This window comes from Pseudoduganella plicata (assembly GCF_004421005.1).
GTDB classification, from domain to species: Bacteria; Pseudomonadota; Gammaproteobacteria; order Burkholderiales; family Burkholderiaceae_D; genus Rugamonas; species Rugamonas plicata.
On sequence record NZ_CP038026.1, the window covers coordinates 1,806,900 to 1,831,717 of the forward strand.

21 protein-coding genes are annotated in these 24,818 nt (G+C 68.5%); 7 read left to right on the plus strand and 14 right to left on the minus strand.

Annotated elements, in window-relative coordinates; translation table 11 throughout:
* Positions 1-149 precede the first annotated feature (149 nt).
* From E1742_RS07955 to E1742_RS07965, 3 genes are read left to right on the plus strand one after another with little or no spacing between them, the layout of a single operon-like run.
* Positions 150-719, plus strand: coding sequence for a DUF2760 domain-containing protein (locus tag E1742_RS07955; protein ID WP_134384380.1), 570 nt, complete (start codon positions 150-152; stop codon positions 717-719).
* A complete protein-coding gene (locus tag E1742_RS07960; RefSeq protein ID WP_134384381.1) occupies positions 716-2,560 on the plus strand; it encodes an Hsp70 family protein in 1,845 nt (614 codons plus the stop codon). Before E1742_RS07955 ends, E1742_RS07960 begins: the two co-directional genes overlap by 4 nt.
* 6 nt (positions 2,561-2,566) lie before the next feature.
* A complete protein-coding gene (locus tag E1742_RS07965; RefSeq protein ID WP_134384382.1) occupies positions 2,567-5,383 on the plus strand; it encodes an Hsp70 family protein in 2,817 nt (938 codons plus the stop codon).
* A 3-nt stretch (positions 5,384-5,386) separates the two neighbouring features.
* Here the strand turns inward: E1742_RS07965 and E1742_RS07970 are convergent, their stop codons facing one another.
* The 8 genes from E1742_RS07970 to E1742_RS08005 all read right to left on the minus strand — a co-directional run bounded on the left by E1742_RS07970 (position 5,387) and on the right by E1742_RS08005 (position 12,520).
* Positions 5,387-5,998, minus strand: a complete 612-nt coding sequence (locus E1742_RS07970) for a tRNA-uridine aminocarboxypropyltransferase (RefSeq protein ID WP_134384383.1) — start codon at positions 5,996-5,998, stop codon at positions 5,387-5,389.
* Between the two features lie 26 nt (positions 5,999-6,024).
* Entirely contained in the window at positions 6,025-7,626 is a 1,602-nt protein-coding gene (locus E1742_RS07975) for a methyl-accepting chemotaxis protein (protein ID WP_134384384.1), read from the minus strand.
* Positions 7,627-7,706: 80 nt separating this feature from the next.
* Positions 7,707-8,756, minus strand: a complete 1,050-nt coding sequence (tssA, locus tag E1742_RS07980) for a type VI secretion system protein TssA (RefSeq protein ID WP_134384385.1) — start codon at positions 8,754-8,756, stop codon at positions 7,707-7,709.
* A 103-nt stretch (positions 8,757-8,859) separates the two neighbouring features.
* Entirely contained in the window at positions 8,860-9,324 is a 465-nt protein-coding gene (gene tssE / locus E1742_RS07985) for a type VI secretion system baseplate subunit TssE (protein ID WP_134384386.1), read from the minus strand.
* Positions 9,325-9,383: 59 nt separating this feature from the next.
* Positions 9,384-9,875 (minus strand): Hcp family type VI secretion system effector, encoded by a 492-nt coding sequence (locus tag E1742_RS07990; RefSeq protein ID WP_134384387.1) that lies wholly within the window; start codon positions 9,873-9,875, stop codon positions 9,384-9,386.
* A 37-nt stretch (positions 9,876-9,912) separates the two neighbouring features.
* Complete coding sequence (tssC, locus tag E1742_RS07995) at positions 9,913-11,391, minus strand: type VI secretion system contractile sheath large subunit (RefSeq protein WP_134384388.1); 1,479 nt, start codon at positions 11,389-11,391, stop codon at positions 9,913-9,915.
* A 1-nt stretch (position 11,392) separates the two neighbouring features.
* On the minus strand, positions 11,393-11,893 hold the full coding sequence (gene tssB, locus E1742_RS08000; protein WP_134384389.1) for a type VI secretion system contractile sheath small subunit: 501 nt from the start codon (positions 11,891-11,893) through the stop codon (positions 11,393-11,395).
* A 9-nt stretch (positions 11,894-11,902) separates the two neighbouring features.
* Positions 11,903-12,520, minus strand: a complete 618-nt coding sequence (locus E1742_RS08005) for an outer membrane protein assembly factor BamD (protein WP_134384390.1) — start codon at positions 12,518-12,520, stop codon at positions 11,903-11,905.
* 191 nt (positions 12,521-12,711) lie between these two features.
* On the opposite strand from E1742_RS08005, the gene tssJ reads away from it, so the two are divergent.
* Genes tssJ through E1742_RS08020 form a run of 3 tightly spaced genes read left to right on the plus strand, consistent with a single transcriptional unit; the run spans position 12,712 to position 15,439 of the window.
* Positions 12,712-13,278, plus strand: coding sequence for a type VI secretion system lipoprotein TssJ (tssJ, locus tag E1742_RS08010; RefSeq protein ID WP_134384391.1), 567 nt, complete (start codon positions 12,712-12,714; stop codon positions 13,276-13,278).
* A gap of 26 nt (positions 13,279-13,304) precedes the next feature.
* On the plus strand, positions 13,305-14,666 hold the full coding sequence (gene tssK, locus E1742_RS08015; protein WP_134384392.1) for a type VI secretion system baseplate subunit TssK: 1,362 nt from the start codon (positions 13,305-13,307) through the stop codon (positions 14,664-14,666).
* Positions 14,663-15,439, plus strand: coding sequence for a DotU family type IV/VI secretion system protein (locus E1742_RS08020; protein ID WP_134384393.1), 777 nt, complete (start codon positions 14,663-14,665; stop codon positions 15,437-15,439). The genes tssK and E1742_RS08020 overlap by 4 nt, the downstream gene beginning before the upstream one ends.
* On the opposite strand, the gene E1742_RS08025 is transcribed toward E1742_RS08020, so the two are convergent.
* The 4 genes from E1742_RS08025 to E1742_RS08040 all read right to left on the minus strand — a co-directional run bounded on the left by E1742_RS08025 (position 15,440) and on the right by E1742_RS08040 (position 21,956).
* Entirely contained in the window at positions 15,440-16,210 is a 771-nt protein-coding gene (locus E1742_RS08025; protein WP_134384394.1) for an OmpA family protein, read from the minus strand.
* 11 nt (positions 16,211-16,221) lie between these two features.
* The gene (gene tagF, locus E1742_RS08030; protein WP_134384395.1) at positions 16,222-17,187 is read right to left on the minus strand and encodes a type VI secretion system-associated protein TagF; all 966 of its coding nucleotides are present in this window, start codon (positions 17,185-17,187) and stop codon (positions 16,222-16,224) included.
* A complete protein-coding gene (gene tssM / locus E1742_RS08035; protein WP_134388087.1) occupies positions 17,184-21,014 on the minus strand; it encodes a type VI secretion system membrane subunit TssM in 3,831 nt (1,276 codons plus the stop codon). Before tssM ends, tagF begins: the two co-directional genes overlap by 4 nt.
* A gap of 111 nt (positions 21,015-21,125) precedes the next feature.
* Positions 21,126-21,956, minus strand: a complete 831-nt coding sequence (locus tag E1742_RS08040; RefSeq protein WP_134384396.1) for a M15 family metallopeptidase — start codon at positions 21,954-21,956, stop codon at positions 21,126-21,128.
* A gap of 123 nt (positions 21,957-22,079) precedes the next feature.
* On the opposite strand from E1742_RS08040, the gene E1742_RS08045 reads away from it, so the two are divergent.
* Entirely contained in the window at positions 22,080-22,790 is a 711-nt protein-coding gene (locus E1742_RS08045) for a hypothetical protein (RefSeq protein ID WP_134384397.1), read from the plus strand.
* Between the two features lie 18 nt (positions 22,791-22,808).
* On the opposite strand, the gene E1742_RS08050 is transcribed toward E1742_RS08045, so the two are convergent.
* Both E1742_RS08050 and E1742_RS08055 read right to left on the minus strand, forming a co-directional pair.
* On the minus strand, positions 22,809-24,278 hold the full coding sequence (locus E1742_RS08050) for a carotenoid oxygenase family protein (RefSeq protein ID WP_134384398.1): 1,470 nt from the start codon (positions 24,276-24,278) through the stop codon (positions 22,809-22,811).
* Between the two features lie 10 nt (positions 24,279-24,288).
* On the minus strand, positions 24,289-24,705 hold the full coding sequence (locus E1742_RS08055; RefSeq protein ID WP_166793444.1) for a DUF2141 domain-containing protein: 417 nt from the start codon (positions 24,703-24,705) through the stop codon (positions 24,289-24,291).
* Positions 24,706-24,818 lie beyond the last annotated feature (113 nt).

Genomic DNA, 24,818 nt, shown 5'->3' on the forward strand with positions numbered 1-24,818 from the left:
TAGGCCGATTGGGAAGGCGCTGCAACGCGCACACGTCTTTTGTCGCTAACTTGTCATGTCGCCAACTGCGCCGCTGCTGGTATCATTCGCCATTCCGCAGGTCGCCGCCGGTCTCGGCGCGCGCGATCCAACCAAATATCAAGAGCAAAATGAGTACATCAAACAATCTGCCATCGTTCTGGGCCCGGATTCCCCTCGCCTTCGGCGCCTTCTTCAAGACCCTGGGCGATGCCGAATTCGCCGCGCGCATCCAGGCCGGTCCCACCGTCTCGCCGCCGGCCGCTCCCGTGCCGCCACCCGCACCCGCTCCCGTCCCTGCCGCCGCGCCATTGCGCGAAGCCACGCCGGACGCCGCGCTCCAGCTGCTCGCACTGTTGCAGCGCGAAGCGCGCCTGATCGATTTCACGCAGGAGAGCCTGGCCGGTTACGCCGATGCCGACATCGGCGCGGCCGCCCGCGTCGTGCACGAAGGCTGCGCCAAGGTGCTGCGCGAGCACTTCACGATCGAACCGGTGCGCGCGGAGGCCGAAGGCAGCCGCGTGACCCTGGAAGAAGGCTTCGATGCCGCCGCCGTGCGCCTGACGGGCAACGTCGTCGGCAAGCCGCCGTTCAAGGGTGCGCTGAGCCACCGCGGCTGGCGCGCGACCAATGTGCGCCTGCCGAAACTGGCGGAAGCGCATGACGCAAGCATCGTCGCGCCGGCCGAGGTGGAACTGTGAGCGATCCAAAATACGCCATCGGCATCGACCTCGGCACGACGCACAGCGCGCTGTCTTACGTCAACCTGTCCGGCAGCGACGGCGAGAAGACGCAGCAGAGCGTCCTTGCCGTGCCCCAGCTGACGGGCCCGGGCACGGTGGAAGACCTGCCGCTGCTGCCGTCGTTCCTGTACCTGCCGCACCCTGACGAAATGGCCGCTGCCGAACTGGCACTGCCGTGGAACGCGGACGGCGCCGGCCCGGTCGCCGGCGAGATGGCGCGCTCGCGTGGCGCCACCACGCCGATCCGCCTCGTCTCAAGCGCCAAGAGCTGGTTGTGCCATCCCGGTGTCGACCGCCGCGCCGCCATCCTGCCGAACGACGCGCCGGAGGAAGTCACACGCGTCTCGCCGCTGGAAGCGTCCACGCGCTATCTGCAGCACCTGCGCCAGGCCTGGGACACGGCCCATCCGGAAGCGCCGTTCACGCAGCAGGCCGTGACGGTGACGATCCCGGCGTCGTTCGATCCGGGCGCGCGCGAACTGACGGCCGAAGCTGCCCGCAACGCCGGCTACGACGCCGTCACGCTGCTGGAAGAACCGCAGGCAGCGCTGTACAGCTGGATCCAGGGCAGCGAAGGCCGCTGGCGCAAGGAAGTCAAGCCGGGCGACATCATCCTCGTCGTCGACGTGGGCGGCGGCACCAGCGACTTCTCGCTGATCGCCATCACGGAACGGGACGGCAAGCTGGAGCCGCACCGCGTGGCCGTGGGCGACCATATCCTGCTGGGCGGCGACAACATGGACCTGGCGCTGGCCCACCTGGTCGCGCGCAAGCTGGCCGAAGGCGGCACGAAGCTCGACCCGTGGCAGCTGCGCGCGCTGACGTATGGCTGCCGCGCCGCCAAGGAAAACCTGCTGGCCGACGCCAGCGCGGAAAGCTGGCCGATCGTCGTGCCGAGCCGCGGCTCGAAGCTGATCGGCGGCTCGATCCGCACGGAGCTGACCCGCGCCGAAGTGACGACGTTCATCACCGACGGCTTCTTCCCGAAAGTGGAAGCGTCCAGCCGTCCCGCAGTGCGTGCCCGCGCCGGCCTGACGCAACTGGGCCTGCCGTACGCGCAGGACGCGGCCATCACCCGCCACCTGGCCGCATTCCTCGGCCGCCAGGTGGGCGCGACGGCGGACGTGCCGGGCTTCGCGGACCGGCAGAACGCCGACCACACGTTCCTGCATCCAAGCGCGGTGCTGTTCAACGGCGGCGTGTTCAAGTCGGCATTGCTGGCCACGCGCGTCATGGACACGATCAACGACTGGCTCTACATGGAAGGCGCGGAGCCGGCGCGCATGCTGGGCGGCGCGGACCTGGACCTGGCCGTGGCGCGCGGCGCCGCGTACTACAGCTACGTGCGGCGCGGCGAAGGCGTGCGCATTCGCGGCGGCACGGCGCGTTCGTACTACGTGGCCGTCGAATCGGCGATGCCGGCGATTCCCGGCATGGAGCCGCCGATCCAGGCGCTGTGCGTGGCGCCGTTCGGCATGGAAGAAGGCAGCGAACTGGAACTGCCGGGCCAGGAGTTTGGCCTGGTGCTCGGCGAGCCGGTGCACTTCCGCTTCTTCGGCTCGTCCACCCGGCGCCAGGATGCGATTGGCGAAGTGCTGGACTTCTGGGGCCCGGAAGAACTCATCGAGATGAACGAGATCCAGGCCACGCTGTCGCCGGAAGGCCGTCAGGCCGGCGACGTGGTGCAGGTGCGCCTGCATGCGCGCGCCACCGAAGCCGGCACCCTAGAGCTGCTGGCCGTGGCCAGTGACGGCCAGCGCTGGAAGGTGGAGTTCGACGTCCGCTCCGAAGGCCAGTAAGCCGCAATGAGCCAGTACCTGGTCAGCATCGACCTGGGCACCACCAACACGGTGCTGGCGTATGCCGCACCCGGTGCCCGTGACGTGCAGCTGTTCGGCATCGAACAGCTGACGGCGCCCGGCGAAGTGGGCGCCGCCACCCTGCTGCCGTCCACCCGCTATCACCCGGCCGCTGGCGAGATCGCGGCGGGTGACCTGCAACTGCCCTGGCGGGAAGCCGACGTCGCCGGTGTGAACAACGCCATCGTCGGCCGTCTGGCACGCCGCCTCGGCGCGCAGGTGCCGGGCCGCATCGTGGCCAGCGCGAAAAGCTGGCTGTCGCATCCCGGCGTGGACCGCCTCGCCCCCATCCTGCCGTGGGGCGCGGACGACGGCGTGGCGAAAGTCTCGCCCGTCGCCGCCAGCGCCAGCTACCTGGCACACCTGCGCGGCGCCTGGGACAACCGCTTCCCCGCGCATCCGCTGGCGCGCCAGCAGATCGTCCTGACCATTCCCGCATCGTTCGACGAAGGCGCTCGCGCGCTGACGCTGGAGGCGGCGCGTCTGGCCGGGCTGCCGCAGGTGCGCCTGCTGGAAGAACCGCAGGCAGCGTTGTACGACTGGCTGTTCCGCCACCGCGACACATTGGCGGCTGACCTGGCCGACACGCGCCTGGTGCTGGTCGCGGACGTGGGCGGCGGCACCACCGACTTCTCGCTCGTGCGCGTCGAGCTGCAGCACGGCGAGCCGGTGCTGACGCGCATCGGCGTCGGCAATCACCTGATCCTCGGCGGCGACAATATGGACCTGGCGCTGGCGCACCTGGCGGAATCGCGCCTGGCGCAGCCGGACGCACCCGCGACGCGACTGACGCCGGGCCGCCTGGCGCAGCTGACGGAGCGCTGCCGCACGGCGAAGGAACAGCTGCTGGCGCACGACGCACCGAGTCAAGCCACCGTCACGTTACTCGGCAGCGGCTCCAAGCTGATAGGCGGCAGCCGCTCGGCCACGCTGTTGAAGGAAGACGTCGAACGCATCGTCGTCGATGGCTTCTTCCCGCTCAATCCGGAGCAGGAAGCGGCGCGCCGGGGCCGCGGCGCCATCGTCGAATTCGGCCTGCCGTATGCAAGCGACGCGGCCGTCACGCGCCATCTCGTGTCGTTCCTGCGCCAGCATGCGGCCGCCGCACGCGCCGCACTGGGCACGCCGGATGACGGTACGTTGCCCGTCCCGGACACGCTGCTGCTGAACGGCGGCGTGTTCCGCGCCGATGCGCTGGCGCGCCGGCTGGAAGACACGCTGTCGGGCTGGCGCAATGCGCCGATCCGCATCCTGCACAACGAAAACCCGGACGTGGCAGTGGCGCGCGGCGGCGTGGCCTACTCGCTGGCACGGCACGGCTTCGCGCCCGCCATCGAGGGCGGCTCGCCGCGCAGCTATTACCTGCTGCTCGATGGCGACAAGGCGCCGGGCGTGCCGCGCCGGGCCGTCTGCATCCTGCCGCGCGGCACGCAGCCGGGCCGTGAGGTACGTCTGGCGGACCGCACGTTCGCGCTGCGCATGGGCCGCCCCGTCAGGTTCCACCTGGTGTCGACGGTGGCCGACGCGGGCGAACGTGCCGGCGACGTGGCCGATCTCGATCCGGCCGACTTCATCGCGCTGCCGCCGATTGCGATGGTGCTGCAGCATGGCGGCAGCACCGCGCGCAAGGAAGTGCCGGTGCAGCTGGCCGTGGCGCTTTCCGAGGTGGGCACGCTGGAAGTGCATTGCGTGGGCCGCGACGACGGCCAGCGCTGGCTGCTGGAATTCCAGCTGCGCGGCCAGGAAGAGGATGGCGCCGAGGTGCAGGAAGAGCCGCCGCCGCCCCGCTTTGCCGATGCGGTGGAACGGATCGAGCGCATTTTCGGCGGCCGCGCGCTGCAGGTGGACGTCAAGGAAGTGCGGCGCCTGCGCGGCGAGCTGGAACACCTGCTGGGCAGCCGCGAACGCTGGGCCACGCCCGTGCTGCGCCGCCTGTTCGACGCGCTGCTGGAACGCGCCAAGGGCCGGCGCCGCTCGCCCGAACACGAGCGGGTCTGGCTCAACCTGGCCGGCTACTGCCTGCGGCCCGGCTTCGGCCATGGACTCGATGACTGGCGCATCGAGCAGCTGTGGGCCATGTTCGAAACGGGCGTGCAGTACCAGAAGGACAGCCAGGTGCGCGCGGAGTGGTGGACGTTGTGGCGCCGCGTGGCCGGCGGCCTCGACGCGACTGCCCAACTGCGCCTGCTGGACGACTTCGCGTTCAACCTGCAGGCCGATGCGGCCGAGCGGGGACGCCGCCCCGTCACGCTGGTGGACGGCAGCGAGGAAGACATGCTGCGCCTGGGCGCCGCGCTGGAACGCATCCCGTCGGCCTACAAGGCGGAAATCGGCAACTGGATGCTGGGGCAGATCGTGGCGCTGCCCACGTCCGGCCCGAAATACGATGCCAGGGCCGCCGCCGGCTTTACGCGCTACCTGTGGGCGCTGGGACGCGTCGGCGCACGTCAGCCGTTCCACGGCAGCGCGCACGAAGTGGCGCCTGCCGCCACGGTGGAAGAGTGGCTGAACGCGATCCTCCAGCTGGACTGGAAGAAGATCGAACCGGCCGGCTTCGCGGCGGCGCACCTGGCGCGCAGGACGGGCGACCGTTCGCGCGACATCGGCGAAGCGCTGCGCGCCGAGATCCTGCGGCGCATGACGGCCGTGGGCGCCCCGGCCACGTGGTCGGCCATGGTCAAGGATGTCGTGGAGCTGGACCAGGCCAGCGAGCAGCGCATGTTCGGCGAGGCGCTGCCGCCGGGATTGAAGCTGATTGGCTGAAGATTATGCTGGCTGCATCAGCGCCTGCTGCTGGCCGATGAAGCCGTCGAACGCCGCCAGCAGCGGCGCATAGCGCGCTTCAATCCCTTCAATCTGCGCCAGTGCGTGCACGGTCGCCTCGAACGTGGACAACTGCCCCGGCGCATGGGCCTTGCGGATGTGGTACTGCGACGCCGGCACATCGCGCAACGCCAGCCGCGGCAGCGCCTGCAACAGCGGGTTCAGATACAGCATCTTGCGGCTCTTGCGCCAGGTCGCGTCCAGCACGACCAGCAGCAGATCCTCAGCCTGGTCGGCCCACGCCGGGTCGAACGGTGGCGCGGGTGCGATGCCGAGCGACGCGTCGCCCGGGGTGTCGGGATACAGCAGCACCGGACGGCGCGGTCCGTCGAGCAGCGCGCGCAGCGCTTCTTCATCGAATTGCTCGCCCACCGCCAGGGTGCTGCCCGGCAGGCTCAGATGCAGCAGTCTTGCCGTATTCTTTGCGTTGGTCGTTTCCATCGGATGCTGCAGCAGCAGGACCGACAATGTGCTTTGCACGGGCGCGATCCAGCGGCAGATGCAGGTGGACAGCGGCCGCTGGCAGATGCCGCAGGTAGCGCGTTTCAGGTTCATGCGCGCATTGTAGCCGCGCGGCGCCGTCAAGCCGGCAAGCGCGGGGCCGCGTGACTCCGGTCGTCCCGCCGCCGCGCCGGCCTGTCGCCATCCGTCCCGACGCGGAACACGGCCACGGCATCGGCCAGCCGTGACGACTGCTCCTGCATCGCCTCGGCCGCCGCCGCGGCTTCCTCGACCAGCGCGGCGTTCTGCTGCGTCACCTGGTCCATCTGCGTGATGGCCTGGTTGACCTGTTCAATGCCGCTCTGCTGCTGGGCGCTGGCGTCCGCGATGCCGTCCATGATATCCGTCACCTGCCGGATCGCCTGGACGATGTCCTGCATCGTCTCCCCGGCCCGGCCGACCAGCGCGCCGCCGGCCTGCACCTGTTGCGCCGAGTCGCCGATCAGCGCGGCGATTTCCTTCGCGGCCGTGGCGGAGCGCTGCGCCAGCGCGCGAACCTCCGAGGCGACGACGGCAAAGCCCCGCCCCTGTTCGCCGGCCCGCGCTGCCTCGACGGCGGCATTCAGCGCCAGGATATTGGTCTGGAAGGCGATGCTGTCGATGACGCCGACGATATCGACGATGCGCCCGGACGAGGCGCTGATGGCATCCATCGTGCGCACCACGTCGCTTACGACCGCGCCGCCCTGCGTCGCCGTCTCGGCGGCGGTGCGCGCCAGTTCGCGTGCCTGGCGTGCGTTGTCCGCGTTCAGGCGCACGGTCGAAGTCAGTTCGTCCATCGACGACGCCGTCTGCTGCAGCGAACTGGCCTGCTGCTCCGTGCGCGACGACAGATCCATGTTCCCCGCCGCGATTTGCGTCGACGCCGTCGTGATGGTTTCGGTCCCGTTGCGCACCTGACCGACGATCGTCACCAGGCTGCCGTTCATTTTCTTCAATGCCGCCATCAGCTGGCCCATCTCGTCGCGTCCCGACGTGTCGACGACGCTGGTCAGATCGCCCGACGACACCCGTTCGGCCACGTCGACCGCCTGGCGCAGCGGCTCCGTGATGGTGCGGGTGATGCGCCACGCCAGCAGCACGCCTGCGGCCAGCGCCAGCACGCCGAAGGTGATGAGCAGGTTGCGTCCGCTTTCATAGGTGCGCCGGATGGCGGCAGCCGTGTCGTCCAGCGCCCCCTGCTCGGTGCGCAACAACGCGGCCAGCGCGTCGAGGTAGGCAATGCGGTCTTTTTCCAGGCCGCCCGTGTAGAGCTGGCGCGCGGCCACCGGGTCGGTGGCCTTGGCCGTCAGGACTGTCCTGCGCGTTGCCACATACGCCTTGCGGGCCGCCAGCACCGCGGCGTGGCCGGCGCGGCTGTCCGGGTCGTGCAGCGCATTGCCGAGGAAATCCTGGATTTCCGTCGCGCGTGCGGACGCCTGCGCCATGGTGCTTTCGATGGCCTTCTGCTCGGCCGGATCGACGGCCAGGAACGCGGCGCTGGCGCGCGCCGCGTTGACTTCGATGATCTTGGTCCACTCCGCCATCAGCCGCTCGTTACGGGTGCGTTCGCCGACCAGCTCCGTCGTCATCCGGCTGGCCTGCTGCATGCGCAGCACGCCGGCCAATGTCATGATCGCCAGCAGCGCCAGCACCACGCCGAAGCCCACGCCGAGCCTCGTCCCGATTCGAAGATTGCGCATCAGTCGCTCCTTCCGCAAAAGCGTCAGGGCCAGTCTGACGGTATTGCAGAGAGAATGCAAGCGCGCGCGGGATACGCGTATCAGCCCTGCGGTGCCGACGGGGCGGTGCCCAGCAGCTCGTCCAGCAGCGCCAGTTGAGCGCGGTCATGCACGACGCTGCGCAGCCATTCGTGCAGCGGCATGGCACCCCACGCTGCCGCCTTGTCGGCCAGGTAGGCGACAGGGCTGTGCGGTTCGGCACGGCGGAAATACTCGGCCACGCGGCGCAACTGGTCGATGGCCTGCTGGCGCGAAGCGATCGTGCCGTCATGGCGCTCGACCGCGCGCGCCGGCCCGGCATTGCCGTCGCCCTGCGCCGGTGTTTCGATGGCGTCGGCGACAGGCGCCAGCAGGCCGATGAAGTCGATGGCATGCTGCAGCGCCTCGCGCGCTGGCGCGAAGCCGGGGCCGTCCGCGCCGAGCCGCCTGTCGACGGCCCGTTCAAGCGTCTGCAGCGATGCCAGGCAGTATTGCGCATCGGCCAGCAGCGTCGCGTTGAACGCCGCCGGGTTCCGGCGCCGGCGCGCGTCCAGTTCGTCGATGTCCGGGCCGTCCGGCTCGACCTGCTTGCCCCACGGGTTGTTGTTGTCCGCTTCGAGCCCCGCGTGCGCCGCGCGCAGGCGGGCCGCGTCGAAGTCGGCCAGCGAGACGGTGCCGTCCTCCGTGACGGGAATCTCCTTGACCAACTGCGGGGAGCGCGACAACAGCCAGAACAGGTTACCGATGCGCAGTTCGTGGTCGCCCTCTTCCGGCGCCGGATACAGGCTGTCCCAGAAGCGTTCGCACAGGCCGGCCAGCAGCGCGTAACCGTCGCCCAGGCCGCGGAAGTGGCGCGTCTTGGCATGCGCCTCGGCCAGCCACACCGCCAGGCGCAGGTCCTTGCTGCGCGAGCGGATCAGCTGTTCGCAGTGCGTTGCCACGAATGGCCAGTCCGCCGACTTCAGCGCCGTCTTCCATTCGCCCTGCTCCAGCGCCGGGTCGTCCTCGCGGCGGGCGTGGGCGATGTGATCCAGGTCGCTGGAAAAACTGAGATCCTCGCCGCTGACCTGGGTAACGCTGATGGGCACGAGCAGCTGGTCGATATCGAGCATGATGTCTCCTTCGGTTGACGTTGATGCCAGGGGCGGTTCAGTGGGCACAGCGCGCGCGGTGAACGAAACCGGACGCATGCAGTCGGCCGGTTGTGCCGTGCGGTCAAGCCTGCCCGCGCGTGTCGCACCGGATCGAATAGTGCAGCGTGGATGGCTGCAGCACGGCGTCGAAATTGATCGGCTCCAGGACGCCGGGCGCCTGCAGCACACCCGTGATGACGAAGCCGATGCGGTTCACGCTGCCGGCCCGCTGTTCCACGCAGGCCTGCACGTTCGACAGCCGCGGCTCGTGGCGTTCGATGGTGGCGCGCAGGTCGTCGCAGATGCGCTTGCGATCGTCGATGCTGGACAGGCAGCTGCCGGCGATGTCGGCCAGGCCGTAATTGATGACCGAGGCGGCACAGGCGGGCCAGCCGTCCAGCGCGTCGGCCGGCAGCGCCACGCGGGTGTTCAGCAGGTCTTCCAGGTCGCGCGCCACGGCGTCCTTCAGTTGTTCCAGCGTCAGCCGGCCGCGAAAACCGCGGTCGCCGAGCAGGCGGTCGAACAGACCGGGGGTCAGACCTCTCATTCCTGCCTCCCTGAAAAAAAATGCCGCGGCAAGTGCGCGGCATGCGTCGGTGACGCGCGTCAGACGATCCGGTTGGCGGCCAGGTCCCAGCCACCGGAGGTATTGCCGCCCGCGCCGCCCGTGATTTTCTGCTGCGTGTAGCGCCAGCGGATCCTGGAAAACTTGAGTGCGACCGATTCGGTCAGGATGTCGCCCTCGTCCACGGACGGCGATACCGCGCCGATCAGCACATTCTCGATTTCGATCTCGTAATACTTGACGCGCTCGCCCATCGCGTCGGCACGCATGAACTCCAGCTTGGCCTTCGGGATCGTACGGCCCGCCGCGCAGGTCTGCAGCAGGATGGGCGAGGACAGGTCGGCCAGCTTCATGATGACGATGTCCTGATGCTCGCAGCGCTCGGCCGTGTGGCCGCCGCCGGTGGACGACGTCGCGGACTTCGGCTGCTCCACGCCCCACGCGACGGATTTGCACTCGATCCATTCCTTGTGCCGGTCGTCCGCGGACTCTCCCTTGATGCCATCAATATACAAATAGACGTCGATTGCCATTGCATGCTCCTCTTCTGGTGGGTGATGGGTGACGGATTCAGACGGCGGTAGTTTTCGGCAGCTCGGCGACGAGCCGCAGCGATACCGTCAGCTCGTCGAGCTGGAAATGCGGACGCAGGAACGACACGGCGCGATAGACGCCGGGGCGGCCCGGCACGTCGTGCACCTGCACGGACGCCTCGCGCAGCGGGAACTGCGCCTTCTGCTGCTGGCTGGCGTTATCGTCCAGCAGCACGTAGCGCATCAGCCAGCGGTTCAGGAAGTCCTCGACGCTGGCAGCGGCCGTGAAGCTGCCGATCTTGTCGCGCATCATGGCCTTCATGTAGTGGGCGATGCGCGAGACGGCGAAGATGTACTGCAGCTGCGACGACAGCACGGCGTTGGCGTTGGCCGCTTCCGAGCTGTAACGACGCGCCTTCTGTGCCGACTGCGCGCCGAAGAAGGCGGCGTAGGCCGTGTTCTTGCAGTGCACCAGCGAGATGAAGCCCAGGTCCGACAGCTCCTTCTCGCGCCGGTCCGTGATCGCCACCTCGGTGGGGCACTTCAGCGCGATCTCGCCCTCGTCCGTCTTGAACGTATGGGTCGGCAGGTCGTCCACCAGGCCGCCGCCCTCGACGCCGCGGATGGCGGCGCACCAGCCGAATTCCTCGAACGCCTTGGTGAGCTTGGCGCCGAACGCGTAGGTCGCGTTACACCACAGGTATTTCTGGTGGTCGCTGCCGTCCACTTCCTCGACGAAGTTGAAGCCATCCACCGTCGTGCCATCGACCGGATTGAAGGGCAGCCGGCCCAGGAAGCGCGGCAGGGTCAGGCCCACGTAACGGGCGTCTTCCGATTCGCGGAACGCCTTCCACTTGGCGTATTCCACGGTATCGAACACCTTGGCCAGGTCGCGCGGCTTGCCCAGGTCGCCGAAGCCTTCCAGCCCGAACAGCTCCGGCGCGGCAGCCGTGACGAATGGCGCGTGCGCGGCGGCAGCCACGTGCGACATCTGTTCGATGAAGTACATGTCCTCGGGCTGGCGTGAAATCTCGAAGTCGCCCAGCAGCGCGGCAAACGGCGCGCCGCCGAACGTGCCGAATTCTTCCTCGTAGACCTTCTTGAACATCGTGCTCTGGTCGAATTCGAGCGCGCTCTGGAAGTCGCGCACCAGTTCGCGCTTGGTGGCGTTGAGCATGCGCACCTTCAGCCCCGGGCCCGTGGCCGTGTTGCGCACCAGGTAGTGCAGGCCGGCCCAGCTCTGCTCCAGCTTCTGGAATTCGGGCGCATGCATGATGGCCGACAGCTGGCTTGATATCAGCCGGTCCAGTTCCGCCACGCGGTTGTCCAGTGTGGCCGACAGGCTGTGCGAGATGACGACCTGGCCGTCCATCACCTGCTGTACCAGTTCGCCGATGATGTCCTTGGCGCGCGCATGTTCGACGGTGGACTTGGCAACCTTGCTGCGTTCGACGATTTCGTCGAGCAGGCCGTCGTCCGCGTACGCCGGCGCCGTGACTTGCATTTGTGCCGACATGTCATTCCTCCCCGTCCGGCGGTTCGATTTTCGCCAGCTGCTCGGTGCTGGCCAGCAGGTCGGTCAGGATGTCATCCAGTTTGTCGTTCCCTGCCAGCTTGTTGCGCAGGTCGGCCAGCTTGGCCCGTGCGTCGAGCAGGCGTGCCAGCGGCGCTACCTGGCGCACGATGGCTTCGGGACGGAAATCGGCCATGGAGCGGAAATGCAGTTCGACAGCCAGATCGCCGTCGCCCGTCAGGCAGTTGGGCGCCTGGAAGCGGGCCACCGGCTCCACGCCGGCCAGCACCTCGTCGAAGTTGCCGTTGTCGACATTGACGAACTTGCGTTCCTTCAGGCGCTTGTGCTCCTTGTCGGCGTTGCCGCCGTAGTCGCCCACGACGCCCAGCACGAACGGCAGCTCCTTGTTTTCCATCGCGTCGCCGATTTCCACGTCATACGTCATCTGCACCCGGGGTGGCCTCACCTTGTTGAGGCGCTTCTGCACACTGTCGCCGTTTGCCATATTCGCTCCTTATTTGAGGGCGCCGAACGGATCGGCGCTGTTCGACTGCGACGTCACCGCGGCCGCCGGTTTGTGGCCCGGAGAGCCGCTGTTGACCATGGCGGGGCGCGGCCTGACGACCGGCCGGATCGGTTTCTGCACGGCCGGCACCAGCACGTCCTCGCCCAGGCTCGTGCGCAGCAGCCCGGCCAGGTGCTGGGCTTCCGTGCGCAGCGGGCCGCCCAGGTGGTTTTGCCTGCTCAGGTCGGCCAGCGCCTTGGTGGACAGGCGCAGGCCGCTGACGGCAACGATGCTGTTGCCCTGGCGGTCGTTCGGATCGCGCTGCAGCCCTTCGAGCGCGTTGTTGATCGCCTCGCCGTACGCGCTCCGGTCGAATTTGAGCTGGGCGATCTGGATCCATGGCGATTTCTCGGCCGGGAATTTGGTTCCGGCGCTGCGCAGTATCGAGCAGGCGCGGTCGACGTCGCCGGCGGCAACGCTGCGTTCGGCCTCGGCGATGGCGCTGCTCAAGGTCGCGCCGCCCGCGGCCGTGGCGCTGGTAGTGGAATCGGTGGCGCAGCCGCACAGCAGCAATGCGCTGGCGATCAGGGTCAGTGCGGGCAGTACGGGTCGTAAGGTGTTTCTCATAGTCATCTCCTGGCAAGCGGTGGAGGCCATTATTGGAGAGTTACCTGTGGAAAGAATTGCGCTGACGCAAAATATTGGGTGCCTGGGCATTGCCCCTGATGCCCGCTTGCGCCCTCGCAATGGGGACGAATGATGCATTGGGTTAAATGAACCTCCAATGTTCTTGTCCGCTGGAATCAAAAGGAGTCACCATGCGACGCTTCACAACCTGCCTTGTCTTGGCTGCCACCGTGGCCACGGTGTCCGGCTGCGCCGCCACACTCGGCGCCTTCGGGCTGTCCTCGCCGCGCCACGTGTCGGAGGCCGACCGGCCGCCGCGCGTGATCGACCTGCGGCTGCATGCGGCCGATGGGCTGAACGGCGGCAACGGCGGCCCGCCGCTGGCCCTTGTCGCACGCGTCTACACGCTGCGCCGGGCCGAGACATTCGAACGCATGCCGTATCACGCGTTTACCAATGCGCATACCGAGAAGGAGATGCTGGGGTCGGATCTGCTGGACGTGCGCGAAGTGCTGCTGATTCCGGGCCAACGCCATGAGGTGCGCGAGAAGGTCACCCGCGAGGCCGGCTTCATCGGCGTCGTGGCGCTGTTCCGCGCACCGGACGGCCAGCGCTGGCGCGCCGCATTCCCGACCGCCGACGCGGAAAGAGCCGGCATCACGGTCGGCCTGCACGGCTGCGCGATGACGGTCGGCGACGGCACGCCCGCCCGCCAGCGCCAGCTGGCGCGGCCCCTGTCCGAAGCGCAGTGCGGCTGAAGCCTAAAAATCACGAGGAGAACGTCATGGCGATTCCATCCAAGGTGCTGTGGGCCGAAGGATTGTTCCTGCGCCCGCAGCACTTCCAGCAGCAGGACAGCTACCACGAGGCGCGCGTGGCGCAGATGGCGCGCGCCCTCCACCCATACCTGTGGGGCGTGCAGCGTGTCGAGTGGGACAACGCGGCGCTGCGCAACGACACGCTGCGCGTCGACGCCCTGTGCGCGATCTTCCGCGATGGCGAAATCGTCGACGCGCCGGACAGCGACCTGCTGCCGCCGGCAGTCGACCTGTCCGCGCTGCCTGCCGCCGTGCAGGAGATCACGTATTACGCGGCGCTGCCGGCACTGGCGCGCGACAGCAGCAATTACCTGGCGGTCGACGACGACGGCAGCGTGGCGCATCGCACCGCTGCCCGCTTCACCCAGGCCGACCGCGCCACGCCGGACCTGTTCACGCAGGCCGTGTCGGCGGAGGTATCGTACCTGCGCAAGGCGCCGCGGCTGCTGTCCGACCTCGATCCGCGCGGCAGCTTCGACTGTCTGGCACTGGTGCGGCTGCGCCGCCTCGTCACCGGCGGCTTTGAGCCCGACCCCGCGTTCGTCGCACCCAGCGTCTCGCTGGCTGGCGCGCCGCCGTTGCGCAATCGCCTGGAGCGGCTGCTGGAAGCGCTGCAGGCCAAGGTCAATGCATTGCAGGGCCATATGCGCGAACCGAGCCGCAACGTCATCGAGTTCCGCTCCGGCGACGTGTCGGCGTTCTGGCTGCTGCACACCGTCAGCACGGCTGCCGCAAGCCTGATGCACTATCTGCACCATCCCGGCCTGCATCCGGAGCGCCTGTTCGAAGCCTTGCTGGGCCTCGCCGGCGCTTTGACGACGTACTCGAAGAACTACCATCTGGCCAACCTGCCCGCCTACCGCCACGAGGCGCCGGGCGAGTGCTTCGGCCAGCTCGATGCGATCGTGCGCGACCTGCTCGATACCGTGATTTCGTCGCGCTGCTTCTCTATCGCGCTGACGGAGGACAAACCGTCCTACCACCTGGGCAAGCTCGATTCGGGCAAGATCGGCGCCGGCACGACCTTGTACCTGGCCATCGGCGCGGCGATGCCGACGCACGAACTGGTGGACATCGTACCCGTGCGGGTCAAGGCGGGCGCGCCGGACGACGTCGAGAAATGCGTCCTCACCGCACTGCCGGGCGTGAAGATCGCCCATGCGCCGCAGGTGCCGGCCGCCATTCCCGTGCGTCCCGAGACGTGTTACTTCGTGCTGGAGAACCGCGGCGTGCTGTATGAGCAGATGCTGAAGGCGCAGTCGGTCTGCATCTACGTCCCGGCCGGCATGCGCGACCTGCGCGTCGAACTGATCGCGGTGACGGCATGAGCGCCCGCATCGAACGGCGCGGCGCGCCGTCCCTGTCCGCCAGGAACCCCGTGACGCAGGACGGCGTTCGCATGCACTCGCTGCTGGACCTGCTGCACGAGGGCTTTCATATGCTGTTCCTGCTCAAATCCGGATCCGCGCCGCCGGGCGAGCAGGAATTCGAACAGCTGATCGTGGACTACCTGCGCGATTTCGAACGCGAGGCGCACAAGCTGCGCGCCGACGTGGAGGACATCGAGGCGGCGAAGTATGCGTACTGCGCGGCGCTGGACGAAATCGTCCTCGCCTCGCAGTTCCCGCTGCGCGAAACGTGGGAACGGCGGCCGCTGCAGTTGCGGCTGTTCGGCGACCAGCTGGCGGGCGAGCACTTCTTCGACCGCCTGGAAGCGCTGCGCACGACGGGTGCTGCGCGGCTGCAGTCGCTGCAGGTGTTTCATATGTGCCTGCTGCTGGGATTCCACGGCAGGTATGCCTTGGACGGCGCCGACAAGCTGGCCTGCATGGCGGCGCGGCTGGGCGACGAGATCGCCCACATGAAAGGCAAGCGCACCGGCTTCGCGCCGCGCGCGGGACGGCCGGACCAGGTCGTGCACAAGCTGCGCAGCAACGTGCCGCTGTGGGGCCTGTCGGCGCTGTTTGGCTTGCTGGGAGTGAGTGTCTATACCGGCCTGCGCACGTCGCTGCAGCACGGCACGCAGGATGCAATGGCCGGCTATGCGGACCTGATCAAGCTGGCGCCACGTCCGGCCAGCCTGACCATCACGCTGCCGTGATCATTCGGCGACGCGGAATTCGATACGCCGGTTCCGCGCCCGCCCGTCCGCCGTGGCGTTGTCCGCCACGGGACGGTCGGGCCCCTGCCCCGACACATTGATCATCGCCGGATCGATCGCCTTGCCGGAGAGGTAGGTGCGCACGGCCTCGGCGCGCGCCAGGCTCAGATTCAGATTGCTTTCGCGCAGGCCGGTGTTGTCCGTATGCCCGATTACCTCCACCTTCTTGCCCTTCACCTTCAGCAGTGCGGCCGCCATCTCGTCCAGGATGGACAGGCCGGACGGACGGATGACCGCCTGGCCGCTTTCGAATTCGATGATGCGCTTGCCCAGCGTCGTGTCCAGCAGGTTCTGTTCGGCCGCGCTGACGCGCAGGCCGTTGCGCACGACGTAGGTGGGATTCAGGCTGGCCGCGATGTCGCCGGCGATCTGCTGGCGCTGTGCCTCGTTGGCGACCTCGCCGCGCACGGAGACATTGTTGCCGTCGACTTTGAGCTGCCCCTTGCTGATCAGTTTCAGGTTCGGCCCGATCAGCTTCTGCACGTAGGCGTTCCAGTTCGGCGGCAGCACCACGTTGCCGATCGCGATCTGGTCGACCACGCGCTCGGGACCATATAGCTCGCGCACGCGCGCCAGCATGGCGGCCTTGCTGGCCTCGTCCGGCACCGTGCCGCTGACGAGGATCTGGTTCGGCATGGGCGTGACGGGCGCGGGCGTCTGTGCGGAGGCGGCGGTGCACAACAAGGTCAGGACACAGCAGGTATAACGCATGAAAGGCTCCTTCACGAAAAGGTTGCGTGGAACAGGTCCGCCGCCGCGCGCAGCGACAGGCTGTCGTGCGCCAGGCCGGCCGCCAGCCGCTGCACGGCATGGTCGTCCCGGATCACGTCGGCAACCCAGTCCGTATCGTCGAAGACGATCAGCTGTTCGGTCGCATATTCCGGGTCGATGATGGCGCGCAGCGTGGCCGGCGTGGCGCCGGCAAAACCAACGATGAACACGGGCTGCGCGCGCAACTGGGTCATGAACAGCGCCAGCTCGATGCCCTGCTGGCGCAGGAACGGTGCGATGAGCGCCAGCCAGAACGCCGCCACGGCGGGCCGCAGCGCCTCGTCGCGCGGCAGCGGCAGGGCCAGGCTGCGCTCCAGCTGACGGTTGCCCGTCCACCGGAACGGCTGCAGCAGCAGGCCGATGGCCAGCACGATGCCGCGCGCGTCGTAGCGGGTGCCCGCGCCGGCCAGCAACGCGTCCAGCGCCGCCACGTCGTGGGCGGCGGCAAAGGCCGCCAGCGCGCCGTCATGTCCCGCCCGCACCATGTCGGCATCGACGCTTGCCGCGGTCACTGCCTGAAGCGGGCCGGCCGGGTCCGCGGCGGCATGGACCCCGGCCGCGAGTTGACCCTGCTGGCACCAAGCGCCGGCCAGCGCCAGCGGACTGGCGGGAAGGAATTCGTCCGGCTGCGCCACCTCCAGCGTGCTCATGACGATGAACGGAAAACGCCGGCCGGACAGGTCGCGGCTGGCCAGCAGGTGGCCTGCAACGACGTGCCGGCAATGAGGCCCGACAAACGCGAAATGCAGCGGCGCCAACGCGTCGTAATGCAGCTTCCAGCGCGTGTTGGTGGCCAGCTCCGCCAGGGTCGCGTCGAGCCAGGCGTCCAGCAGGCCGCCCAGCGCGTGCTGCTCGCCGGAGCGGACAAAGTCGGGGCGTGCCGCCAGTTTGCCGAAATAGCCGATACGGGCGCTCATTGGACCCCTCCGTTGACGATCGCGGCCGGCGCGGCGACGGCCGCCACGGTGTTCAGCGCAGGCGGCGCGGCGGGTGGTACAGGCACGGCAGGCGACGCTGGCGCAGGGGCCTCGCTGCGCGTACCGACGATGGTCTCCGGCAGCCGCATGCCGTTGAAGCCCTGTCCTGGCGCACCTGCGCCGCCGATGGGCGCCGGGCTGCTCGTGATGCGCAGGTTGAACGCGACGGAGATGCCGTCCGCCGTCCAGCGCAGCTCGTGCATGCCGCCGTCCTTGCGCGTCCTGGCGGCCGCGTCGATCATCCGCTTCAGGCCGAACTGGCCCGGTTCGTTGAACAGCTCCACGCTGCGCCCGTCGAACGCCACGGCGCTGATGCGCGCGCCCGGCACGCCGGTGGTGCCCGGATGGACCATGCTGGCCCACTGCGGCGGCGTATTCCGGTAGCGCAGCTGCTGGCCGTCGATCTCCACCGTGTATTCGACCGTGCCGGGCGCCGGAATCGGCAGGATCTGGAAGATCGTCTGCGCCGGACCCGCCGCGGGCACCGAGCCACCGGCACCGGCCGCCGCGATCCAGCCGGGGAAGCGCTGTACGGCCACCGGCTGCAGGGTGATGCCCATATCGGCCCACGTGCGCGGCGCGAGCACGTCGCCACGCCGCACCACCAGCGGTCCCATCGCCGTGGTGACGAACTTCGCCACCAGCCCGTCCGGGCCGAAGAACTGGGCGATCTCGCCCTGGCTGGCCTCGATGCGCGCCGATGGGGCGAACGGATACTTGCTGGCCAGCGAGCGGTTGAACGGCTCGTACACCTGGGCCAGCCAGGTTTTGTTGATTTCCGTTTCCGTCGGTCCCACGATCACGGCAAACGTCTGCATCAGCGGGCGTACCAGCAGCGGGCGCACGGCCTGGCGCTGGGCGTCGCTGACGCCGTTGAACATCTGCTCGTCCACGAAACGCAGCGCCTCGGCCAGCTCGGAGCCGCTGCCCTCGAGCGTCTGCTGCATGAACTGCCGCGCGCCGGGACCCGGGTCGCCCTGGTTCTTCAGGCTGTTCAGGCGCGTGCGCAGCCGCGACAGCGCATCGAGGTAGGAGCGCAGCAGCGACGCATCCTTGTCGTGCGTGCCCACAATCCGGCTCACCGATGCGAACTCGCGGCCGATCGGGCCGATCGCCTTGTCATGCTTGCCGGCGTCCAGGTTGATGTGCACGTTGACGTTGGAGCCGACCGGAGCCGGCGTGCGCCGCAGAACGTTCGTCCTGATCCAGTTGACGAGGCCCTTCTGCGCCTCGTGCATGCGCGCGTTCATCTCCGCCGGGTTGTCCCACGACGTCTGTTCGTGGATGGCGCGCAGGATCTTTGCCACCGGCGACGTCTGCGGATCGCCCAGCCGGTTCATGGCGACGACGGCGCCGTTAAAGCCGTTCATGTCGGCCACGGCGACGCCCTGCACGAACTTCTGCCATTCGCGCGTGTACTCGGCCTTGTACATGTCCACCAGGTTTTTCTGGATCTGTTCCGGGCTGCCTTCCAGCGTCAGGTCGTCGCGGCTGGCTGTTTTGAGTACCCAGTCCGTGCTTTGCAGTTCCTTGGCCGACGCTTCGCGGATCGCGCCCTCGACGTATGTTTCCCACGCCTCGCGGGTAAAGGTGCCGGAGATCGCATGGCTGCCCTGGATGAAGGCGGCATCGCCCTCGCCGACGATGCGGCCCACCGTCATGGCCGGAAAGCGGGTGGCGGCGCGCGCCTTGATCTCGGCATAGACGCGGTCGCGCGCCGGCATGCCGCGCACCACACGGCGCAGGTTTTCACGCGCGGTATCCACCAGTGCCAGCTTCGGCTCGATGCGCGGCCACGACGGGTCGCGCATCCGCGCCAGGTAGAACGTCATCAGCCGCTCGGCGCTGCGGATCAGGGCCTCGCGCGGCATCGTGCCGCGGTTCGTCTCCAGCCAGCCGCGCCAGAATCGCGTCAGCTGGTCGTTCAGGTGGCCCGGCTCCGCCTGCGCGGGGTCCGTCAGCATCAGGTAAGTCTTCAGCGCGTTGTACGCATCCTCCACGTTGGTCGGCGACGCGTCCGCATAGGCCCGTGCCGTGGCCGCGGCAGGCGTTGCCGGCACGGCCGTGGCGGCAACGGCAGGCGTCACCAGCTGGTCGGCATTGGCGTTCATCTCGTACAGCAGCGCCTCCAGGTTGACGGCAACGGGCTTGACCATCACTTCGCGCACCCCGGCAAAGTATTCCTCGCGCAGCTTCCGTTCCAGCAGGCTGCCCTGGTACAGCCCCATGCCGAGCGCCCACGGGCGGTCCCGGCGGTATGTTTCCAGCTGCTCGATGCGGTCCTGCAGCACCTCCAGCGCCTCCAGCCGCGATTGCAGGTCCAGGCGGCGGTCCTGCAGGCGCACGACCTTGTCGAAGTCCCCCTGCACGGTGGCGACCAGCTGGCGGTTGCCCAGGTAGGACCAGCTCCAGCCGCCCAGCGCCACGCCCAGCGTCACGGCAGCGGCGACAAAGGCGCCGTATTTCAGCCGCGTCTTGTTGCGGCTGGCGTATTGCGATACCAGGTGGCGGTCCTCAAAGATCACCTTGCGGAACAGGTCGAGCAGGAAGTAGCCGGTCTGGCGCGTCTCTTCCTGCGCCGCGGCAGCCGGCTGGAACGCCAGGTGGAAGCGCTGGCCCACGCGCCGCGCCTGGGCGCATTCGGGCGCGCCTTCCTGCAGCGCGCTGGTGAAGTAGAAGCCGCGAAACAGGGGCTTGAACTGAAACGGGTTGTCTTCGAACAGCGTGGCCAGGAAGGCGCGCAGCGGTACCCGCAGCGACGAGAACTCCAGCGGGAACGTGAACACGCCGGACGACAGCGGGCCGCGCCCGCGCTGCGTCATGTTGGCGATGCTGGTTTCCTGCAGCCCTTCGTGCAGCTCGTCGAACGCGTCGTCAAAGAACGTCAGGACGTCCTGCGTGCCAGCGTGGCGCTTGTACGGCATCGTTGCGCCCCAGGCGCGTTCGCGCTCCCCGCGTTCGGTCTGCGCAAAAAACTCCGTGAACCCCGCCACCAGATCGGCCTTGGTGAACACGACATACACGGGCGCGAACACTTCCAGCCGCTCGATCAGGTCCTGCACGCGCTTGCGCAGGCTGCGCGCCAGGCGCATGCAGCCATCGCCATCGCTGGCGCGCAGTTCGGCGATGCTGACGGCGACGATGATGCCGTTCACGGGCGCGCGGCCGCGGTATTTCTTCAGCAGGTCGAGGAAACCGGACCACTCGGCGCGGTGCTCGTCGTCGACGGCATAGCGCCCGGCGGTATCGAGGACGATGCCTTCGGTGGTGAAGAACCAGTCGCAGTTGCGTGTGCCGCCCACACCCTGGATCGCCTTGCTGTCGCCGATGGGGAACTGCAGGCCGGAGTTGGTGATGGCGCTGCTCTTGCCGGCCGCCGGGTTCCCGATGATCATGTACCACGGCAGTTCGTACAATGCGCGGCTGCCGGCGCGGATGCCCAGCTTCGAGCTGCGGAGGGTGCCGATGGCGCGCAGCAGGCCGTCGCGCAGCACGTCCACATCGGCGCGGGTGGCCGCTTCCGCGCCGGACGGCAGCGTGCTCGCGCCGATGGCCTCTTCCAGCCGGGCCGCCTGCCGCGCCGCCAGCCAGCGCCGCAGCCACCAGACCCCGGGCACTGCCAGCAGGACAACCCCGGTGGCGCCGATGGCCCAGACCAGCGCCAGCTCCAGCACTTCGGCGCCGAGGTAGAAGAACGCGGCCATCGCCACCAGCGCGATGATCGTGAGGTTGCGGGTGTCCGTTAAAAACAGCCAGATTCGTCGCATCATGGGGGCTCTCGGTTGACAGAGGGGCGGGATCGATTGATGGTGCCATCTGTGTCCCTACGATTTATTGATTCGCCGCAACGTTGGCGCAAAGCAAGTCCCTGCGCATCCTTATCGCCTCCTGCCGCGCAGCTCCGTGTGGCCGAAATCCATCATCTTCCAGCGTCCGCCCCACGTCAGGCCGGCCGCCTCGGCCACCTCGCCGTACAGCTGGTAGCCGCGCATCGCCCACGTATCGCGCTCGGAAATCACCAGCTTGCCGTCGCGCAGGAACGCGCAGTCGCCGGCCAGCCCGAACTGGTGATAGCTCTGGAAAGCGCGCGCATTCGTCACGTGGCCGCCGGCGTCGGCCAGCTCGTTCTGCCGTTCCGGGCTGCGGTAGCCTTCCAGCAGCACCATCTCGTAGCCGTGCTGGTCGCGCATGATGCGAAACACCGTCAGCAGGCGCTGCGAGAACTCCGCATCGAGCAGGTCCCAGTTACGGTTGGCGCCGGCCAGTTTCGGCCGCACCATCGTCACTTCCATCGTGGTGAAGACGGCCGGCGGCAACGGGCGCGGCGCCGCCAGCCGCTCGCCGCGCAGCAATTCCGCGACCTGCTGGTTGACTTCATGCGTGCCACCGTCGCCCCCTGGCAGCACCAGGCGTCCGGACAGCAGCAGCGCAAGGAACGGCGGCAGCAATACGAACGCGGCACCCAGCACGGACAGCAGCGGATGGCGGCGCACCAGCGCCCCGCTGCGCGCCGCGTACGCACGCAGGCCGCGCGCCGCCGCGACGGCGCCGTCCGTCCCACCCCGCTGTGCGCCGTTGAGCCGGCGGCCGAAATGCGCGCCCCACCGCTGGAGCGTATCGCCCAGCGCATCGCGCCCGGCCGGGAACAACGCCAGCCAGCCGCCCAGGCACGTCGCAACAAACAACATCAGCATCGAAAACACAAACATGGTGAGCTCCGTCAAAGTGTTCCGTCGCGTCGCACGCCACACTGACGAACGGCAACATTGCCCTATCGTAATATGCAAAGTGGCTGCCGCAGGCCGCCTGCATCAAGCTTTCGGAGGTGTGTGATGGGTGGGACGAGAACCAGCAACAAGTCGAGCAGCGGCATGGGACACGGCGGTGCCGTGGTGGGCGGCTATGGCATTCTGGCCAGCCTGGACAGGGAAACCGCGGGCACGCCTTGCCGCGCCCCGGGCCTGCCCGAGCGCGCCGGAACCCGCGGCGCCATCGCCGCCGGCCTGGGCGTGGCCGCGCTGCTGGCGTGGTGGTGCTTCAGCGGCCCATCGCCCGTGGTGGATTACCAGCCGAAGCCCATGTGGACCGTTGCCGTCAGCGGGCCGGCGCCAACGCCCGTGGCGGCGATCGAGTCACCGGCTGCTGCAGGCACGGTGACACCCGCGGCGATCGTCAACGAAGTGTCGCCGCTGGTGACCGCGCTGAACCAGCCGTCGCCCCCGGCCATCGCGGTCCGGCGCGAGGTACACCTGGCGCACGCGGCGCCAAAACCCCTTCGGCGCGGAACCGTGCACGTGCCGGCGCGAGCGCCGCAACAGCTTCCCGCGCCAGCCGATCATGATGTATCGCTGTTGACGGCGCTGGTGGCGTACACGCAAGGGGTCGCCACGCCGGCGCAGGATGTCGTCGAGCTGCGCCTGGCCGACAGCACGGAGGCGCTGCTGCAGCGTTGCGGCCGCGTCGGGGGCGAGGAAGGCCGGCTGTGCCGGGCGCGCATCTGTTCCGGGCGCGTGGCGGACAGCGTGTGCCAGACGGACCAGTGACGACTTGACGCTCAGCTGCTACGTCGCCACGAAGTTACCGTGAAAACAGAGCGGCGCAGCATACGGCAGCCGTGCACGCGCTACCGGGCCGTCCGACAGACGCGCGCCATCGAACGCCGCCAGCACCGTTTCGCGCCTGCGCACATCGTATGCCGCGCCGACCAGCCACTGGCCTTTTCCCGCTGCCTTTGGCACTGGTACGTGCTCCTCGACGACCCAAGCCTGCCCATAATCGTAGCGGTCCACCCGCCCGCTGTCGACATCGACGCGCGCGACACCCGTATTGCCGATCCCCTCGGCGTCCCCGCGCGTCGTCACGAAAACGTGACGGTAACGGCTGCCGACGTCGAGAGGGAGGACGCGCGGGAACTCGGTGCCCGCCAGCAGGGTTTCACTGTGCGCCGTGCCCTTTGCCACGTCGATCCTGATGAGTACCGTGTGGGTGTCCGCAGCCTGCCGGGTCTCGCCGCGCATGATGTCGCCCAGGGCCTGCAGAGGGCTGTCGTCGGCGGCGATGCACGCGTCGAGGCGGATGGTGTCGCCTTCGTCCCAGCCATTCCCCAGATGGAAGAGCATCCCGGCCGGCATCTCCACGATCCGGCGCAGCGTGAAATCGGCCCGGTCGATCACCAGCACGCGCAGCGGCCGGTTGCCGTTCCACGTGTGCGCGCCCAGATACGTGGTGTGCGGTCCGCTGCGCATGTCGAATGGCGGCACCAGGAACACCATGTAGCGGGCCGTGACGACGAAGTCGTGCACCATCGGCAGGTGCGGCACGTCGAGCATGCCGAACTTCCCCAGGCTGCCATCGGCGTCGATGCGCCACAGCAGCAGCTTGCCCGCGCCCGGCACGACACCGAAATTCCACATCACGCCATCGGACGTGATGCGCGGATGCGCCGAGAACGGCATGGCGGCCAGGTCGTCGCGCCAGGTCCGCACGCCGCGCGTGCCAAGATCGGCGGAATCGAGTTCCGTGGCGGAGCCGCCCTCCCACAGCGCGTACAGCCGGCCCGCGTGGCGCACCACGTTCGTGTTGGCGGTATTGACTGTGTCGTTATTGCCCACCGGGCGACGGCTGATGTCCGTATCGAACGCCGGGTACAGGAACCGCCCGGCGGCCGACTCCTCGACGTACTTGCGGGTGCGGACAAAGCGTGCCTCGTGCCGCACGCTGCCCGCATCGAGATGCCACGCGTGGACCATGCCGTCGCCGTCGAACCAATGGCGATAGCGCTCTCCGGCTAGTTCGAAACGCGCCGGGCCGTTGCGGTAGAACGTGCCGCGCAGCTCCGCCGGCCAGCGCCCGTCGATGGCAGCCACGCCGCCCAGTCTCTCGGCCGTGCAGCCGCCGATTGCCGCCAGCCGCGGCCGGGCCGGCAGGCTGGCCCGGTAGCCGTCCGTCGTCGCATCCGCACGCGCCCAGGCCGGCAATGCCGCCAGCACCCCGCCGGCGGCCAGGCCGCGCAGAAAGTCTCGCCGTTCCATGATCGCCGCCTCAGCGCAAGGTGATCGTGGTCGAGCCGCCGCCTTCCGGCAGGTGCACGAGCGAGGCCCGATAGCTTGGCGGCCCGTAGCTTCCCGCCGCGTCGTTGCTGAAACCGTAGGGCTCGATGGGCATCCCTGCCGGATTCACATCGAGCTTGCCGTTGCCATTGTCATCCTTGAACGCGCTGAGCGCATACTCCCCGGCCGGCAGGCCGGCGATCACGACCCGCACCTTGTCCGGCCGCGCTGCGGCGGCGGACGTGCGCATGGGCTTTTTCAGGAAATCCCCGGCGCGGTCGTACACGCCGACGAGCACCGTCCCCTTCCCGTCTTTCAGGCCCTGCACGTCGACGGTCAGGTCCGACGCGCGGGCCATGGCGGCGCTGGCAAACGTTGCAACGATGGCGAATCGAACATACTGTTTCACGGCGTTTCTCCTTGAGTTCATGCGCGGATTGCGATGGCAGGATATTGCCGCGCCAAACGGCCCATGGCTCGCGCCATGCGACGAAACCGGTGCCGGAGGGCGCGAACCGCGAC